Source organism: Paenibacillus sp. AN1007 (assembly GCF_040702995.1).
In the GTDB taxonomy this organism is placed as follows: domain Bacteria; phylum Bacillota; class Bacilli; order Paenibacillales; family Paenibacillaceae; genus Paenibacillus.
The window spans coordinates 2,970,706-2,988,692 of record NZ_CP159992.1 but is presented as its reverse complement, the minus strand read 5'-3'; the positions used below and the strand labels follow the sequence as shown (position 1 = coordinate 2,988,692).

The window sequence follows — 17,987 nt, the reverse complement described above, 5'->3', positions numbered from 1 at the left end:
GCTGTGTTCTGTGATGCTTCAATTATCAGAAAATAGCGATGCTTGAAAATCTACATATTGGGACGTTTTATTCCTTTATTAGAGAAACTGATAAATGGTATAAAATCATTGAAATTGACCCTCAACCCGCGGTGTGTTAGGTTCTAGAGAGAAGAAATTAATATGATCACTTTAGTAGGAATTAAAATCGAAGCAATGCGTGAGGTGGCAGATGGTGGAACTTCAAGTGACAAATAGTCCTTTTAATCAAGAGCAGGTAGATTTGCTCAATCGTCTTATTCCTACATTAACAGACGGACAGAGACTTTGGCTCAGCGGATATATTACAGCGTTTCAGGCGGGGACTGCGCAGGCAGTTCAGCCGGGGGTGACCCAACAGAATGGACAAAATGCGGCTGCGTTACCCGTAAGTGCTGCTCCTGTGTCTCGTGAGGTCACGGTACTGTACGGTTCACAGACAGGCAATTCGATTGGATTGTCCAAAAAACTTGCTAAAAAGCTGGAAGAGCAGGGACTGCAGGTAACCTTGTCATCCATGGGAGATTTTAAACCGAACGGGCTGAAAAAAATTGAAAATCTCCTGATCGTGGTCAGCACACATGGAGAAGGTGAACCGCCGGATAATGCCATTCCGTTCCATGAGTTTCTGAACAGTAAACGAGCTCCTAAGCTGGACGGACTTCGTTATTCCGTATTGGCTCTGGGCGATACCTCTTATGAGTTCTTCTGTCAGACCGGTAAAGATTTTGACAAAAGGCTTCAGGAATTAGGCGGCACAGTGCTGGTTCCACGCGTAGACTGTGATGTTGATTTTGATGAACCGGCCGCAGCGTGGATGAACGATGTTCTGACTTCGCTCAGCAGCAGTACCGCTCATGCGGGTACAGTAACTAGTGAAGCGATCACGGCTGCAGTTAGCAGCGGAGAATCCGAATTCAACCGCACCAATCCTTTCAAGGCAGAGGTCCTCGAAAATCTCAATCTGAATGGTCGCGGATCAGACCGTGAGACACGTCATATTGAGCTGTCTTTGGAAGGTTCCAATCTAGATTATGAGCCGGGTGACAGCCTGGGTGTTTTTCCAGAGAATCACCCGCGTCTTGTCGATGAGCTGATTGCTGCGATGGGTTGGAATGCGGACGAACAAGTTACGGTGAACAAGAATGGAGATCAGGTATCCGTTTATGAAGCACTGCTGCGTCATTACGAAATTACAGCGGTAACGAAACCCGTGGTGGAACAGCTTGCGAAGCTAAATGAAGGGAGCGGGTTAGCGGCACTGCTGGCAGACGGCTCTGAATTTCGGAACGTTATGAACAGCTGCGATCTGCTGGATCTGGTTCAGGACTATGGACTGAAAGGTATTCCGGCAGCGCAATTTCTGACGGTTCTTCGTAAAATACCGGCACGTCTGTATTCCATTGCGAGCAGTTCCAAGTCTTACCCGGACGAGGTTCATCTGACGGTTCGAACGGTGCGTTATGAAGCACGCGGCAGACAGCGTTACGGTGTATGTTCTGTACATCTCGCCGAACGAATCGAGCCGGGTGACGCTTTGCCAATATATATTCAGCATAATCCCAATTTCAAATTACCCGAAAATCCGGATACACCGATCATTATGGTTGGACCTGGAACGGGGGTGGCCCCATTCCGCTCATTCCTTGGCGAACGGGAAGAAACGGGTGCGGAAGGCAAAACATGGCTTTTCTACGGAGATCAGCACTTCTCTACAGACTTTTTATACCAGACCGAGTGGCAGCGTTGGCTCAAAGACGGAGTCCTTACGAAGATGGATGTTGCCTTCTCCCGGGATACGGAACAGAAAGTTTACGTGCAGCATCGTATGCTGGAACACAGTAAGGAATTGTACCAATGGCTCCAGGAGGGAGCAAGCGTATATATCTGCGGCGATGAGAAAAAAATGGCTCATGATGTGCATGCTGCGCTGATTACCATTCTACAGCAGGAAGGCGGCTTGTCGCCTGAACAGGCTGCAGAATATATGACACGGCTGCAGCAGGAGAAACGTTATCAGCGGGATGTGTATTAATCCAAGGCTGAGCCGAAGGGTTATATTCCGCAGAGACGAGAGGAGAAAGCGGCATGGCTTATAACAATTTACTTAATCCGCAGCGCACCAACAGTGATGTGGAAGATATCAAGATCAAGAGCAATTATTTACGCGGAAGTCTCACCGAGACACTGGCAGATCGGATTACTGGTGCTATTCCTGAAGACGACAACCGTCTAATGAAACATCACGGCAGCTACATGCAGGATGACCGTGACCTGCGCAACGAGCGTAACAAATCCAAGTTGGAGCCTGCATATCAGTTCATGCTGCGCGTACGTGCCTCCGGGGGGATTGTAACGCCGGAGCAGTGGCTGATGATGGACCGTGTTGCTCATAAATATGCGAATCAGACGATCCGTCTGACGACTCGCCAATCGTTTCAGCTGCACGGAGTATTGAAATGGGATCTCAAAAATACGATCCGTGAAGTCAATGACTCTTTGCTCAGCACCTTGGCTGCATGTGGGGACGTTAACCGCAACGTGATGTGCAACCCGAATCCGAATCAGTCTGAAGTACATGCAGAAGTATATGAGTGGGCTTGTCAGGTGAGTAATCATCTGGACCCGCGCACTCGTGCTTACCATGAGCTGTGGCTGGATGGGGAGAAAGTGATTGACTCCCAGGAATCGGATGAAGAGGTTGAACCAATCTATGGCAAGGTTTACTTGCCGCGTAAGTTCAAAATCGGTATTGCGGTGCCTCCATCCAATGATGTAGATGTATTTTCACAGGATTTGGGCTTTATCGCAATCGTTGAGAATGGCAAACTGCAGGGTTTTAACGTATCTGTCGGCGGAGGTATGGGGATGTCTCACGGAGATTCGAAGACGTATCCTCAAGTGTCCAAAGTGATTGGTTTCTGTACGCCGGAGCAGATGATTGATGTGGCAGAAAAAACGGTCATGATTCAGCGTGACTATGGAGATCGTGCGGTTCGTAAACATGCGCGTTTTAAATACACGATCGATGATCACGGTCTGGAATGGTTCGTAAATGAGCTGACCCAGCGTCTTGGCTGGAGCCTGGAAGCAGCGCGTTCTTATCATTTCGATCATAACGGAGATCGTTATGGCTGGGTGAAAGGCAGTAACGGGAAATGGCATTACACGCTGTTTATTCAGAACGGACGGGTAAAGGATGTAGACGGTTATCCGCTGATGACAGGGCTTCGTGAAATTGCCAAAGTTCATACCGGAGATTTCCGCCTGACGGCGAACCAAAACCTGATTATTGGTAATATCAGCAGTCAGAAAAAGAAAAAGATTGAAGCATTGATGCAGCAGTATAATCTGACGGATGGGGCTCATTATTCTGCTCTCCGCAGAAGCTCCATGGCTTGTGTTGCACTCCCAACCTGTGGTCTGGCTATGGCCGAGTCTGAACGCTACCTGCCATCCTTGATTGACAAACTGGAGCCTGTATTGGATGAAGCCGGGTTGAGGGATGAAGAGATCGTCATTCGCATGACGGGCTGTCCAAATGGATGTGCCAGACCGATGCTGGCAGAGATTGCTTTTATCGGGAAAGCTCCAGGCAAGTACAATTTCTACCTCGGCGGCAGCTTCACAGGACATCGTCTGAACAAGCTGTACCGTGAAAATATCGGGGAAGATGAGATTTTGAATACACTGACACCGATGATTAACCAATATGCAAAAGAACGTAATGAAGGCGAGCATTTCGGAGACTTCGTAATCCGTGCGGGTTACGTACCTGAAGTGCTGGACGGAAGACAATTCCACGCATAATTCGAAATTTTCTAAAAGCATTCCTTTAAGGAGTGCTTTTTGTCTCGACAGAACGCGTAAAGGACGAGGGAATTATAGTGACGGCGCCTATTATTTCGTGGTTATAAACTTGTTGAACCAGACGCAACACGATATAATGACTTAGTAGAATGCAGATTACATGTTGAAAGTGAGCGGAAACGATATGGGTCGTAAATGGAATAATATTAAGGAAAAGAAAGCTTCAAAAGACGCAAATACAAGCCGGGTCTATGCCAAATTCGGCGTTGAGATCTATGTAGCAGCGAAGAAGGGCGAACCGGACCCGGAAGCGAACCGTGCGTTGAAGGTTGTTTTGGAACGTGCTAAAACGTATAACGTACCCAAAGCCATTATTGACCGTGCGATGGAAAAAGCCAAAGGCAGCGGGGACGAGAACTACGAAGAGCTGCGTTACGAAGGCTTCGGGCCGAACGGTGCAATGGTGATTGTAGACGCGCTCACGAATAACGTAAACCGTACAGCACCTGAAGTGCGTTCGGCGTTTAACAAAAACGGCGGCAATATGGGTGTCAGCGGTTCCGTTGCGTATATGTTTGATCCAACAGCAGTCATTGGCGTAGAAGGCAAAAATGCGGAAGAAGTGCTGGAGATTATGCTGGAAGCAGATGTAGACGTACGGGATATCGTGGATGAAGACGAAGCTGTTATCGTATACGCAGAACCGGATCAATTCCACGCGGTACAGGAAGCATTCAAAGCCGCTGGTGTTACCGAGTTCACGGTAGCCGAGCTGACGATGCTGGCGCAAAACCACATTGAACTGCCTGCGGATGCCCAAGTTCAGTTCGAGAAGCTGATCGACGCGCTCGAAGACTTGGAAGATGTGCAGCAGGTATATCATAACGTGGAGTTTGTGTAAGCGAGCAGATATGAATTCAAGCTGTACTTTGAATATCAGAACGTATTTCAAGCAGTTTCATTAACTTACGTATGTATGTTTGAAAGAGTTTGAATAGAAAAAGAGTGTCGATCCCATCCGAAAGGATGGAATGGACACTCTTTTTGTTATCGTTAAGAATTGTTCGGCGCGGTGCTAGGCGATTTATCCGATGAGTCGGACGTCTCTTTATTCAATCCGCCAAACTTAAACACCACAATTCCGCCTACAATGACCAGCACACCAATCAGCTGGTTCCATGAGAACGGAATCTGCTCCAGACCAAGCCAGCCCATGGAATCGAATAATAAAGCAAAGCTCAGCTGAGAGGTCAGCACGATCGAAATCGCATAGGTGGGGCCAAGCAGCTTCATCCCCTGGACAAGACAGAAGACCACACCAACGCCAATCGCACCGCTCAGCCAATACCACGGCTGCATATGCTGGAAGCTGAATGTATTTTGACCTTCAACAAGCAGGGAGATTAGAAATGAAGCGATAAATCCGGTAAAAAGCACCATCGTTGTTGTAGACCATGAACCGGTGCGTTCATTCACTTTACTGTTAAAAATCGTCTGCAGGCTCACCAGTGAACCGGCCAGCAGCGCAAGCAAAACACCTGTAATTATCATGCGTATCCTGACTCCTTATTCATAAATGTTATGACCGGCAATATTTCGCAGGCCGACACGATTCGTAATTCGGATTAATCCTTGATGTCGTTCAATGAAACCGTCGGCACAAAGCTTCTGAATAACCCGATTCAAATGGCGATAACTTGTACCGATCAGGTTAGCTATGTCGGTGAGATTAAATGCGTCGAGTTCCTCATGCATAACGGTACCGCCTTCATCCGTAGAGATGGAGAGCAGATAACTGGCTAAACGGACCTCTACGGGATACATCAGATTAAAATTGGAAAAGTTCGAATCAATGTAGAATTTGTGTGAGATAATTTTCAGCAAAAACTTCAGTAAAGGTGCGTAATCACTGGCAAGCTCCTTAAGCCAGCGGTAATGGACACGAATCATCACAACCGAAGATACCGCTTGAACGGTATTTACGGTTTTACTCTCACGAACATATTCGATGTCTCCAACCACTTCGAGCGGAGTTTTGAAGCACAGCACCAGTGTTTTGTCCTGCGGGGAGGTGGTAAAGATTTTGATCTTTCCCTCAACCAGTACGTATAAGTATTCAGAAGCCTCGCCTTCGCGGCAGATCAGCTCACATTTTTCGAATTGACATAGGGTCATATGTGGACGCAGGTGCTCGTGAAAGATCGTTTCCAATTGATACTGCTCCAAATAGTTCATCATTTGCTGTGCATTATGAATTTCTTCCATATGGTTCCCACCCCTGCGTTCATTCGGATTTCGGAAAATCTAATCATTTCAGATATTAATCAGCTGGATATTGCTGCTGTAGTAGATAACGAAGTTACAGCTTCATAATGATAACGCCGCTGATCATTATGGCAATGCCTAAAAACTGCGGTAGTTTCATTTTTTGTTTCAGCACGCCAAACCAACCATTGCTGTCGATCAAAAAGGTTAAAAACAATTGTGCAATCAGAAGAGCCGAGATCGTAAAAGTTATACCGATCTGTTGAATCGCTGTAACTTCGCTGAAAATAATAACTGCACCAAATGCCCCTCCAGCAAGATACATCGGTTTTACTTGTTTAATCCCCTGAAGATTCGCATCCCGTACAAACGCGAGAATAAGCGCCGCGAGTATAAATCCCGTCAATTGCGTGATCGCAGCGGCCTGCCATGTGCCCATATCCGTACTGATTCGGGCATTGGCAACCCCCTGCAGGGTAATGCAGGCTCCGCCCAGCAGAGCAAAAATAATTCCTCTCATCTTTCTTCATAGCTCCTTTACTGCATGACTTCGACTTCTATTAAATGATAAATGGATCATTTTCGCCAAGGACAAATGTCCTGAGCCTGAAATTCACAGCATTTAGTGTATAACACAGGCTCGGCTAAATCCAGATATGGAGCGTGGTATTGTACCACATGCAGTTCCTGCAGGTGGATTTCAGCACACAGTATCCTGCATCGAGAGAAGTTAATCAGCTTCATATATAAGCACAAGATGACCGCTTTTCACATTGATAGGTAGAGAATGGCGAGATAAGAAGGTAAAACATGGCAGGGGCGGCATAGTAAGAGCCAGAACGAGGGCAGGAAAAGGAATTTGAATAAGCAAAAAAGATGTGGGAAAGTGATGAACAGATTGCAAGAGAGAGGAGGGGGAACTGTAAATAGAATTGAAGCAAGCGAGCGAGTAGTGGGCAAGTAAGTCGTGAGTAAGTATGGAATTAGTGAGTGAATGTGGAAATAGTAAGTGAGTAGTGATTAAGCAGGCAGCTAAGTAGGGAAGTCGATAGGCATGTAAAGTACGGACGTAAGTGTGTGTGAATCAGTAAGTAAGTGAGGAGGTAAGCAGGCGGCTATGTGTGTAAGTAAGTAAGTAAGTAAGTAAGTAAGTGAACAAGGGATCAGGAATGTATGTATGTGAGCAAGTGGCAATTAGGCAGTAGGCGAGTGTAGAACGGAGTGAAGAGAGGATACATATGAGAAAAAGTGAGGGGAGTGGACTGAAAGAGACAGCAGTGCAGTAGTTTTAACTGCAAAGCATCCTAATTTGACTGGATATTTCTCAAACGATCCCCAGAAACGCTATTTGGCCCAGATTTCATGTTTTTAATTCCTAACGATCTCAGGAAACCTTATTCAGGGTAATCGATGTGAAAATGGGCGTTAAGCTTGTGTTTTTACCAAAATAAGCTTTGTGGGGATCGTTACAGTTTTGAAGGCTTCAAAACTTGTAAAATAGCGTCTCTGGAGATCGTTAGCCGAAAGAGTGCGTGTTTTAGTTGCGGAGACCGAGATTGCCAAACATACAATACACTTATGATCAATTTAGTTTTTCTATTTGATTATCTCTTTAATTCCAGCAATCTCGCCCCGTAACTCTGACTCACTATCCAAACTAAACCATACATCACACACGTATACTTATATACTCCTGAAGTTTGAAGACAGCCATCATATGAAGCCTCAGAATATTTTAAACACGGGCTGCTCCTTCACATAAGTAACTTGAATCTGTGGAAAGGACTCGGCCAGCTTGTGCGTCAAAAGTTTCATGCCTGGAGCCTCACTCTCGGCATGTCCAATCATAATGAGCGCTTTGGATTTACCCTGCTGCACCGCGTCACGGATGTATTCAGGTGTCTCCCATTCAAATCCTTCCCCGGCGATAATCAGATCAACCTGCTCGTTCTGCACAAGAGGAATCGTCGTATGACCGTTACCACGGAATCCAACCAGAATGGCAGCGCGTCTGCAAAGAGTTTCTGTGTCTCCCGCAATACGGACATATTCCATACCAAGGCGCTCTTTCAACTGCTGGGTAATGGAACGAACCGTAACACCCTCCGGAAATGTAATGATATCGAATTCAGCTGTTTGGTGACTGACGTATGTGTCCCATGCGAGATCCTGGATGAGTCCGTCGGTTATACCATCCGGCTCAAAGCGATGAATAATATCATGGCAGCGAAATAAGGCAATGCCAGATTGATCAATCAAGTTTCTTTTGTATGTATAGACGGAGTCGTTTTTAAGCCAATCGGTGGTACTATGATGGTTGTAAAAAGGAGATTCATGGGCAATGATCATGCTCGCTCCCAGCTGGACAGCCTGTTCAATGACCTGCTGTGTAGGCATGAAAGAAACGACAATGCCCGTGACGGTCTGGTCCATTGATCCGGTAATCAGCTGATCCACAGTGTTGTCCGGCAGTTCTATACCATGGCTAAGATGGTGCACGATATCTTGTACCTTCAGTTCTTTTAGTTTCGTCAAGTCTGTAAGTTCCATCGGATTCATTCCCCCAGTATAAGGATATAGTGTTAGTGTACCATCTTTAAGTTTAAAAACCAGCCATGCACCCTATACTCTATCACCGCTGGTTCTATATAAGAATGCAGCAAACCTGGACAAAGTTCATCACACGGCTTGTCCTAAATAAATACACGATATGGGTATCAACTGAAAGACAGAAGTTATGAACCTACCTAAGATGACGAGTACGGGAGGCCCTCTAGTTATCTTAACAACGAAACTCGATAACCCATGATCAGGCTCATTGAAATCAAGTAGTTTTCTGGTACAAGAAAAAGTATACTTACATAGGGTCTTTTCTGAGTTAGGAACATTTTCTATATTCAATATAGATTCGGATGCTGCTTCCGAACTTCGGTTCACGTTCCCTTGAGGTATATTTCATGGACAGACACGATAGAGGAACAAATATAAACATCATCAGATGAAAGGGGTTATCTACATGACGGCAGTAAATATTATGGAACGCCTGAAGAGTGAGACAGCACATTACCACAGACAAGTAGAACAGAATCCCTACGCCAAAGCAATCATGGATAAGACCGTTACGATGGACCAATACAGAGCGTACTTGGAGAAATTTTATGGATTCCTGAAGCCGCTGGAAGATCAAGCTGTAGAACTGCCTTTCTGGGAAACTACAGGACTGGATATGGGTGTAAGAGGCAAGGCCGACTTGCTGGAGCAGGATTTGAAAAATCTGGGTATGACCCAAGAACAGATGAAACAAATTCCCCGCTGCACGGCGCTTCCGGATATTTCTACACCGGCGCGGTTGTTCGGATATCTCTATGTTATTGAGGGCTCGACTAATGGCGGGCAGATGATCACTAAACGTTTGTCACAATTTTTGCCCATTGATGCGGACCATGGACTGCAGTATTTCAATGCCTATGGCACGGAGACGCGAACAAGATGGAGCGAGTTTATGCAGCTGCTGCAGGAGTCCATCCATACATCGGAAGATCATGATATCATCGTGTATACGGCCTCGGAGACCTTCAGGCTGCTGGATCAATGGATCAATGCGTAAAAAGGGTGCCTGTTAAACGATCTGATAAATACAATCATAAGACGCTATTGCTAATAAATACAGTCGAATAATATAAGCACGATTCGTTTCCCGACGTAAATGCTGCTAAGAAAAACGATACCCGCTGGAAGGGGATATTAAGGTCCATGGCTGAACCTAGGTCGAGGCAAGAATTGAGTATGCTTAACCGTACTTTGCTCCCGCAAGGTAGTTACACGAATGATCCTGTCGACCTGAATAACTGTGATAAGGAGCCCATTCATATTCCGGGTTTTATCCAGCCGCATGGTGTGCTTCTGGCCATTGATCCGGCAGGTGCACCAACGATCGTACAGTGCAGTCAGAATACGTATGATCATCTGGGCATCCACTGTTCAGATATTTTAGGTATGCCTTTGCATGAGCTGATAACAGAACAAGATGCAGACAAGCTCCTGAACCACCGTTCGAACGCAGCGGTGACATCCGATTTACATTACATGGATTTGATTCTATCTGTCGGAGGGCAAGAGAAAGTATTTTCGTCAGTCCTGCACGAGAGTGAAGGTCTGCTTATTCTCGAAATGGAGCCTTATTATGAAAAAGAGAACATCGAATCCAACGATTTTGAATGGATATCCCGTTTCTTCGGAAGAATCAAGAGCACGGACAGCCGCGTGGAGGCAAGCCAGATCGCCGCTGAACAGGTGAAAGAGATGCTTGGATATGACAGAGTCATGATCTATGAATTTGACGAGCAGTGGAACGGAAAGGTAATCGCAGAAGCGTGTGAACCCGGGCTTGAACCTTTTCTCGGGCACCACTACCCGGCCTCGGACATTCCCAAGCAGGCCAGAGAGCTTTATCTTCGCAACTGGCTGCGAACCATTGTAAACGTTGATTATACTCCTGTTGAAATTGTACCTCTCCTGCAGCCTCTGACAGGCAAACCGCTGAATCTAAGTCTGTCTGTGCTTCGGAGTGTGTCTCCACTTCATATTGAATATCTGCAAAACATGGGGGTTGGAGCGACGGTTACGATCTCACTGATCCACGATAATCAGTTATGGGGACTAATCACATGCCATCATTATGCTGCGAGATATGTTCCTCATCGTGTGCGTAATCTGTGCAATTTTTTGGGTGCCTTTTTCTCCAATGAATTGTTCCAGCGTCAGCAGCTTGATGAATATCAGGCCGAGATTAAGTCGCGCGAGGCTGCTGCCCGCATTGTTAACATTTTTATCGGGAATACAAGTCCGGCACGGGTGATGGAAGAGCTGCAGGGGGAGCAGGAGACTGTTCTCCGGCTGATGAATGCATCCGGCGCGGCTGTTTGTTATCAGGACAAGCTGCTGCTGTTCGGGGATACTCCAACGAATGGGCAGATTCGTGAACTGGCGGGGTGGCTCGCCGGTCAAGCGGAGGATCACAGTTATCATACGTCCAGGCTGAGTCTCGAATATGAAACAGCCAAACGTTATAAGGACACCGCTTCCGGAGTAATTTATGTTGCGATCTCACCGGGTCATCATAACTATATGCTGTGGTTTCGTCCGGAGGTGATTCAGGTTGTGGATTGGGCTGGGGATCCGGCGAAAGCTGTGCTGAAGACGGATGATGGTATGCGGCTGTCTCCGCGAAAATCATTCGAAAAATGGAGAGAAGTTGTACAGTCCACTTCGTATCCTTGGACAACGAGAGAGCTGAGCATTCTGCCTTTGCTAAAGTCTATTGTACGCAGTCAGACTGAAAATCAACTCGCTCAGGCGGAGGAGCATGCTTTCCAGAACGCTCGCATTTTGAAGCGGAACGAGCAGCGTTATTTACAGTTGATGGATTTCTCACCCGTTGCCTTCTTTACACTCACTGAAGGTCGAATCATCTATTGTAATACGATGGCTGCAGCACTGCTTGGGTACGAGAACGCGGGCAGTCTCATCGGGAAAAATTTTAGAGAATTCATGCCCGACAATACAAGGGATGTGCTGCAGCTGGAATTCGAAAAACTGCGGCTGGATACGACAAGTTTGATGAACAATCAGTTATACTTTACAACTGCTTCGGGCATGTCTCTGCTGCTTGAAATTACGATGGCTTCTGTCATCCATGCAGGCAAACCTTCGGTCATGCTGCTGCTTCGCAGCAGAACATCCCATCAGGAGCAGGATGACTACAGTGAGACAACAACCCAGCTTCACAATTACCTGACCACTGATCCGTTGACAGATATGCCGATTCAAACGGTGTTTAAGCAGCAGCTGGAAGGGAACTGGAATGATTGCCTAGAGGAAAAATGCAGCCTGGGGCTTCTCATCATCGATATTGATGATTTTCGTTCTTACAACACAGCTTATGGACTGCAGGGTGGCGACTTGTGTCTGCAGTGGATTGGCGAGGTGCTGACAGTGGTCAGCGGACAGCATGATGCTGTTATTTCCCGTCTGCGGGGCGGTACGTTCATGCTGAAATTAAAAGGAACGACGTCGGCATATTTATCGGCATTGGCTGAAGAGATCAGGCAGCATGTGCTGGCTCTCCAGATTCAGCGTGAGCTCACGGGTCAGAGCGGTGTCGTTACGGTAAGCGTCGGTGGCGCGGTTCTGACGCCTGATGAACAATCGGCTGCCGGTGATTTGATTGAACTGGCCACTCAAGCTCTGTTCCAGGCTAAGGAGGAAGGCAGAAACCGCACGCGGGTCATTTAATGGGAAGGCAGGTCCGCACGGAATATCAAGAAAAGCAGATTGATGGACTGTATAATCAGAGATCGAATATACAACGGAAAAGAGGGCAATCATGCCTTCTTTTTTGTGTTCAAAGAAAGTGTTATTTTGCCGCCCACAGAGGCTGTACAAGTGTTATAATGGTGCGTATGGATACACGTGTTCGTATTTTGTTTGGGAAGAGGGGGTCCATTACGATGAGGGATCATTCCGAACAGCTGGAATTTATGGAGATTGATATGAGTGAAGATACAGAGACGGCTTCAATTGAAATACCCGATCGTTCATCTGTGATGAACCAGAATCGGCACCGGCATATGCAGCAGGGAGCAGTATTGTCTTCAGAGAAGCGATTTGTGGAGGAGGCCGAAAGGCTTACAGCAATGACCGGGGAAGAAGTATCCCCTGTTCCATTTATGAGCTACTGGCCAACGTATGGCGTGATGAATGACGCGCAGCTGAAGTGGTATCTGTACTGGAGAACGGAGGCGCGGCAGGGGAGATACCTGGATGTCGATCTCTCGTATCTGTTCGTCCATATCTATGAATTGATTAATGGCATTGGCTGGAAGAGTGCCGAGGAAGGGTACAATCAATTAAAACAATTATGGTTGAACTACGGGGAGAGGCTGCCTCAACTTCATGTATATATGCAGGAGTGGATGGTTGATTACACCCTTGTTCATGAACTGCATTCATGTCTGCCTGAAGTCATGATGCTGTCTGGTGGTTATCTGCCTGCGCCTTTGATGGACAGGGAACTAAAGCGGATACTGCAGGAAAATCCTGCTGAACTTACCTTGGATATGCTGCGAAGATATTATGACTATGATGTTACGCTGAATACTTTTTACCGGGATGGCGGCAAAGAAATGCTGGAACGGTACATTCCTAAAGTGATGGCTGTGGCAGATTCATATCTCAAGCGGACCCATGGAACGGGTCTGCTGCCAGAGCTCGGACCGGACGCTGAGCAGACCGTGGAACGCACGCTGTTTCACAAAGCGGTTTACGACGAATCCATCTATGGGCGGTCCGTTTCCTTTACGTATTTTCCTATTGGCATGCAGGCGGAGTTTGTACAGAGGTTAACCCGAATATATCGCTGTACGGAAAATAAGCTTCGAGAACGATTAGGTTTCCGAGGCCGTCTGCGCGGCAAAATGCTGGAGCCTGAGCTTGCCCGTGTGATTGAGCGGTATGTAGACAAAGCTTATGCTCTTGAACAAGAGGAGGCCGTAACTGCGCCAGTCATTCATATTGATGCGTCCAAACTGGCTTCCCTGCAGAAGGACAGCGAGTATGTGCGCCAAGCACTGACTATTGATGAGAATGGACAATCTCCAGCTGATACGGCTGTTTTTAGTCCGCTGGAACGCTCTCAGAGCAATGTGACATGCGGACATAATGTTGAAGAAAAGGACGAGCATGAAGAACCGGCGCTGGTTGATTCGATACGGGAAGAATGTGTCCCAGCTGAAGTGAAATTACAGTGGGACGAGGCTGCGGCAGCCGATGTGCAGGAGGAATGGTACGAGTTCGCCGAGCGTCTGGAATCCAGGCACGTAAGTGCCATTTATGCCCTGCTTGGAGATCATCCGGATGATGAACTCATGCGTCTGGCGGAAGAGACGGGCACGATGCCTGCACTTTTGCTGGATGAGATTAATGATGCTGCTGTGGAGACTATCGGAGACCTGCTGATTGACGGGGACCGAATCTCTCCAGATTATATCGATATATTTGAACATGTGAAGAGGTGATAGCATGACGGAACAGAAACCAAGTGAATCTAAAAGAAATGAGCTTAAAATTCCAAAACGTTTAACGACCGCACTTGTGAATTCTTTAACGGCAGGAGTTGTTCCGCGCATTGGTCTGGAGCAGATTGCCGTAGGACGGAAGCCGGAAGTAGAGGCCATCCTGCGAGATCTGGACAACATTGCTGAAGGGGGGGCCGCATTCAAGCTGATTACGGGCCGGTATGGCAGTGGTAAAAGCTTTCTCCTGCAGATGATTCGTAATTATGCGATGGATCGTGACTTTGTTACTGCCGATGCGGATTTATCCCCCGAGCGCAGACTTGTCGGTACGAAAGGACAAGGGCTGGCGGCATATCGTGAACTCATGACACGACTGTCTACACGTACACGCCCGGATGGCGGTGCATTGGAACCTATTTTGCAAAAATGGATCGCAGGGCTGCAGCAAACGGCGATGAATAATCTGAATATTCGCCCGGATGATCCTGCACTGCCGCTGGAAGTAGAGAATCAGATCTACATGGTGACAGGAGAGATGCAGAATCTGGTTCACGGGTTTGATTTTGCGAAAGTACTGGCAGCCTACTGGAATGGATATAAACATGCGGATGATGACCGGAAGCAGGCCGCATTACGATGGCTTCGAGGAGAATATGCCACCAAAACGGAGGCGAAGAAGGAGCTGTCCGTTGGCGTAATTATTGACGATGATAACTGGTATGATTATTTCAAATTGTGGTCTGAATTTATGGCTCGTATCGGTTACAAAGGGCTGCTGCTTTTTATTGATGAGGCGGTGAATCTGTATAAAATTACAAACAGCATCTCTCGCCAAAGCAATTACGAAAAGCTGCTGACCATGTTCAATGATACGATGCAGGGCAAGGCAGAGCACCTGGGTATTTTTGTGGGAGGAACCCCGCAGTTTCTGGAGGATGAACGTCGTGGACTATACAGCTATGAAGCGCTGCGCTCCAGGCTAATTGACGGTCGATACGCTGCAAGAGCGTATGCGAATTACACGGGGCCTATTCTGAAGCTGGCGATGCTGTCACATGAAGAAATTCTAATCTTACTGCAGAAGCTGCGTCAGATTCATGCCCTTCATTTCGCATATACAGTGAAGTTAACGGATGAACAATTAGTTGATTTTATGCAAATGGCGGTGAACCGGCTTGGTGCTGATGAGCTGCTGACCACACGGGAGGTAGTGCGCGATTTTATGGATGTGCTGCATACGCTGCATCAGAATCCCGAAGTGACTTTTGAGCAGCTGCTTGGTGACCGTGCTGCACAAGCGAAAGCAGCGGTCCAGGGTACGGCTGGATCAACGGAGGCCGATGAGCTGGATGATTTCCTGGCGGAGTTAGAGCTATGAGTGACAATCCTTTCTACAAGCTGGCTCCGTTTGTACAGGAATTTATCTACAAAAAAAGATGGGAATCGCTACGACCAGCGCAGATTGAAGCATGCAGTATCTGTTTTAACACGTCACATCACATGCTGATTGCGGCAGGGACAGCCTCTGGCAAGACGGAGGCTGCCTTTTCCCTGCACTGACCGAGCTGTACGACCAGCCTTCCAAATCGGTAGGCATTCTCTATATAGGACCTTTAAAAGCACTGATTAACGACCAGTTTGAACGCCTCAAAGACCTGCTGTCCGAAGGTCATATTCCCGTTTGGCATTGGCACGGAGATGTACCGCAGGCGGAGAAAACCAAGCTGATGAAAAACCCTTCAGGCGTGCTGCAGATTACACCAGAGTCGCTGGAAGGTCTGCTGATGAATCGACCGAATGCCATCCCTGCTCTGTTCCACGATCTGCGTTACATCATTATTGATGAGGTGCATGCATTTATGGGTGCAGACCGGGGGATTCAAGTACTGAGTCAGCTGGCTCGTATTGAACGGATGGCAGGCTGTATTCCTCGAAGAGTCGGGTTATCAGCTACACTCAGTGATTATGATGCAGCTACAGCCTGGCTTGCTGCGGGAACACGGCAAGGAGTAGATGTGGTATCTTCCCCGGGCGGGCGCAAGCTGCGGCTTCGAGTGGAGCATTTTTCGTTTCCAGATGCACAGAACGAAGAGCAGGCCGAGCAGCTCCATCATGCGCGTAAAGCCTATTACGACTTTATTTACGAAAGCACACATCGCAAAAAAGCGCTCATCTTCACCAACAGCCGCACGGATGCGGAAGTTACGATTCTGGAGATGCGCCGTGTCGCGGCGCGCAGAGAGGAGCGCGATGTGTTCCATGTGCATCATGGAAGCATCTCGGCCATGCTTAGAGAGGAGACAGAAGCTGCCCTCCGAACAGGTACAGGACCTGCTGTGGCGGCGGCCACGGTTACTCTTGAACTTGGCATTGACCTGGGAGAGTTGGAGAGGGTCGTTCAGCTTGGAGCGCCATACAGCGCTTCAAGCTTTGTGCAGCGGCTCGGCCGCTCAGGGCGCCGGGATGACATGGCATCAGAGATGCTTTTTGTATGTCCAGAGGAAGAGGATGAAGAAGCTCAACTGCCAGCCCGAATGCCGTGGACGTTAATGCGCGCTATAGCCGTTATTGAGCTGTATGTCAGAACCAAATGGGTGGAACCGCTGGAGGCCCGTAAAATGCCTATCGGTGTACTTTATCATCAGACGATGAGCATGCTGAAAAGTATGGGGGAGGCGGAGCCGAGAGAGCTTGCCGCCGCAATTCTCTCACTGGCGCCTTTTTCAGAGATTACACCAGATCAGTATCAAACCTTTCTCAATTATCTGATCGAGACGGATCATCTGCAGTGGACCGAAGAGCAGACGCTGCTGATCGGACTTACGGGTGAGAAAATTGTGAATAACTATCGCTTCTATGCTGTGTTCAAGGACGATGAAGAGCATAAAGTGCTGCATGGCTCGGAAGAGATCGGATCTATAACAACCGTGCCGCCGCCGGGTTATTGTTTCTCGCTCGCAGGCAAGCTGTGGAAAGTGGAAGAGGTCGATCACAAACACAAGGCCGTATACGTGAAGTCGGCAAAAGGCAAAGTCGATACATTATGGCTTGGAGCAGGCGGGGATATCCATACCGCTGTAGTGCAGAAGATGCGCGAGGTTCTGTCCGAATCGGTCATCTACCCGTATTTGTCACCCCAAGCCGTTAACCGTCTGGAGCGTGCACGCCGGCTGGCCCGTGAGAGTGGGCTGCTGAAGCAGGTTGTTATTCCTGCTGGAGGGGATTCCATGTACGTACTGCCCTGGGTGGGAAGCAAAGCTTTTCGTACGCTGGAGCGGTTGATGAAACACAATCTGTCCAAAAGGCTGGCTTTACGTTCTGTCGTGCCGATGGAGCCGTATTATTTTGTAGTTTCAGGCAAAGTCGATGAACGGACACTGTTAGCCGAGATGATGAGTGAATGTCGGATGGCACAGGATGCATCTGCACTGCTTGCAGAAGATGAAGCGCCCTATCTCGGTAAATACGATGAATTCGTGGCGCCGCCTTTAATTCGGGAAGCCTTTGCCATGGACGGACTGGATCTGGAAGGGTTGAAATCCGGGTTGCGAGCAAACGCTGGAGTGGGACAACGTAACGAAGTGAAAAACTTAAAATTTAACTTAAAAAATAAAATGGGTTGACACCACCTCACCCCCGATGTAATATATGAAAAGTCGTCACACATGAGCGATATTTTAAAATGCATACTTTAATTCGTATAACCTCGCAGGCCGAAAGTGTACACAGGGCGAGGGTCTCTACGGGAAGCCTATACTTCCTAACTACGATGCCAGGGAATCAACGTATTCTCTGCTCGGAGTTAGGATTTTTTGCATT

At 47.7% G+C, this 17,987-nt stretch carries 11 protein-coding genes and 1 pseudogene; 8 read left to right on the top strand and 4 right to left on the bottom strand.

Going from position 1 to position 17,987, the window contains the following annotated elements:
- Positions 1–214: 214 nt before the first annotated feature.
- The 3 genes from ABXS70_RS13100 (at position 215) to ABXS70_RS13090 (ending at position 4,729) form a co-directional block, all read left to right on the top strand.
- Positions 215–2,053 (top strand): assimilatory sulfite reductase (NADPH) flavoprotein subunit, encoded by a 1,839-nt coding sequence (locus tag ABXS70_RS13100; RefSeq protein ID WP_366296640.1) that lies wholly within the window; start codon positions 215–217, stop codon positions 2,051–2,053.
- A 53-nt stretch (positions 2,054–2,106) separates the two neighbouring features.
- On the top strand, positions 2,107–3,828 hold the full coding sequence (gene cysI / locus ABXS70_RS13095) for an assimilatory sulfite reductase (NADPH) hemoprotein subunit (protein ID WP_342555825.1): 1,722 nt from the start codon (positions 2,107–2,109) through the stop codon (positions 3,826–3,828).
- A gap of 184 nt (positions 3,829–4,012) precedes the next feature.
- Complete coding sequence (locus ABXS70_RS13090) at positions 4,013–4,729, top strand: YebC/PmpR family DNA-binding transcriptional regulator (protein ID WP_145403727.1); 717 nt, start codon at positions 4,013–4,015, stop codon at positions 4,727–4,729.
- 152 nt (positions 4,730–4,881) lie between these two features.
- Here the strand turns inward: ABXS70_RS13090 and ABXS70_RS13085 are convergent, their stop codons facing one another.
- The 4 genes from ABXS70_RS13085 to ABXS70_RS13070 form a co-directional block, all read right to left on the bottom strand.
- Positions 4,882–5,376, bottom strand: a complete 495-nt coding sequence (locus ABXS70_RS13085) for a DMT family transporter (RefSeq protein WP_366296638.1) — start codon at positions 5,374–5,376, stop codon at positions 4,882–4,884.
- Between the two features lie 18 nt (positions 5,377–5,394).
- Positions 5,395–6,093, bottom strand: coding sequence for a cyclic nucleotide-binding domain-containing protein (locus tag ABXS70_RS13080; RefSeq protein ID WP_342555826.1), 699 nt, complete (start codon positions 6,091–6,093; stop codon positions 5,395–5,397).
- Positions 6,094–6,187: 94 nt separating this feature from the next.
- Entirely contained in the window at positions 6,188–6,613 is a 426-nt protein-coding gene (locus ABXS70_RS13075; RefSeq protein ID WP_342555827.1) for a DMT family transporter, read from the bottom strand.
- A gap of 1,205 nt (positions 6,614–7,818) precedes the next feature.
- Positions 7,819–8,643, bottom strand: coding sequence for a Nif3-like dinuclear metal center hexameric protein (locus tag ABXS70_RS13070; RefSeq protein ID WP_366296225.1), 825 nt, complete (start codon positions 8,641–8,643; stop codon positions 7,819–7,821).
- Between the two features lie 466 nt (positions 8,644–9,109).
- On the opposite strand from ABXS70_RS13070, the gene ABXS70_RS13065 reads away from it, so the two are divergent.
- From ABXS70_RS13065 to ABXS70_RS13045, 5 genes and pseudogenes are all read left to right on the top strand, one after another.
- Positions 9,110–9,700: a biliverdin-producing heme oxygenase gene (locus tag ABXS70_RS13065; RefSeq protein WP_342555829.1), complete on the top strand. Its 591-nt coding sequence runs from the start codon at positions 9,110–9,112 to the stop codon at positions 9,698–9,700.
- A gap of 146 nt (positions 9,701–9,846) precedes the next feature.
- The gene (locus ABXS70_RS13060) at positions 9,847–12,387 is read left to right on the top strand and encodes a diguanylate cyclase (RefSeq protein ID WP_366296222.1); all 2,541 of its coding nucleotides are present in this window, start codon (positions 9,847–9,849) and stop codon (positions 12,385–12,387) included.
- 215 nt (positions 12,388–12,602) lie between these two features.
- Entirely contained in the window at positions 12,603–14,168 is a 1,566-nt protein-coding gene (locus ABXS70_RS13055; RefSeq protein WP_366296220.1) for a TerB N-terminal domain-containing protein, read from the top strand.
- Between the two features lie 4 nt (positions 14,169–14,172).
- Positions 14,173–15,546, top strand: coding sequence for an ATP-binding protein (locus tag ABXS70_RS13050; RefSeq protein WP_366296218.1), 1,374 nt, complete (start codon positions 14,173–14,175; stop codon positions 15,544–15,546).
- Positions 15,543–17,791 (top strand): annotated as a pseudogene (locus tag ABXS70_RS13045) (DEAD/DEAH box helicase). The gene ABXS70_RS13050 and the pseudogene ABXS70_RS13045 overlap by 4 nt, the downstream one beginning before the upstream one ends.
- Positions 17,792–17,987: the final 196 nt, after the last annotated feature.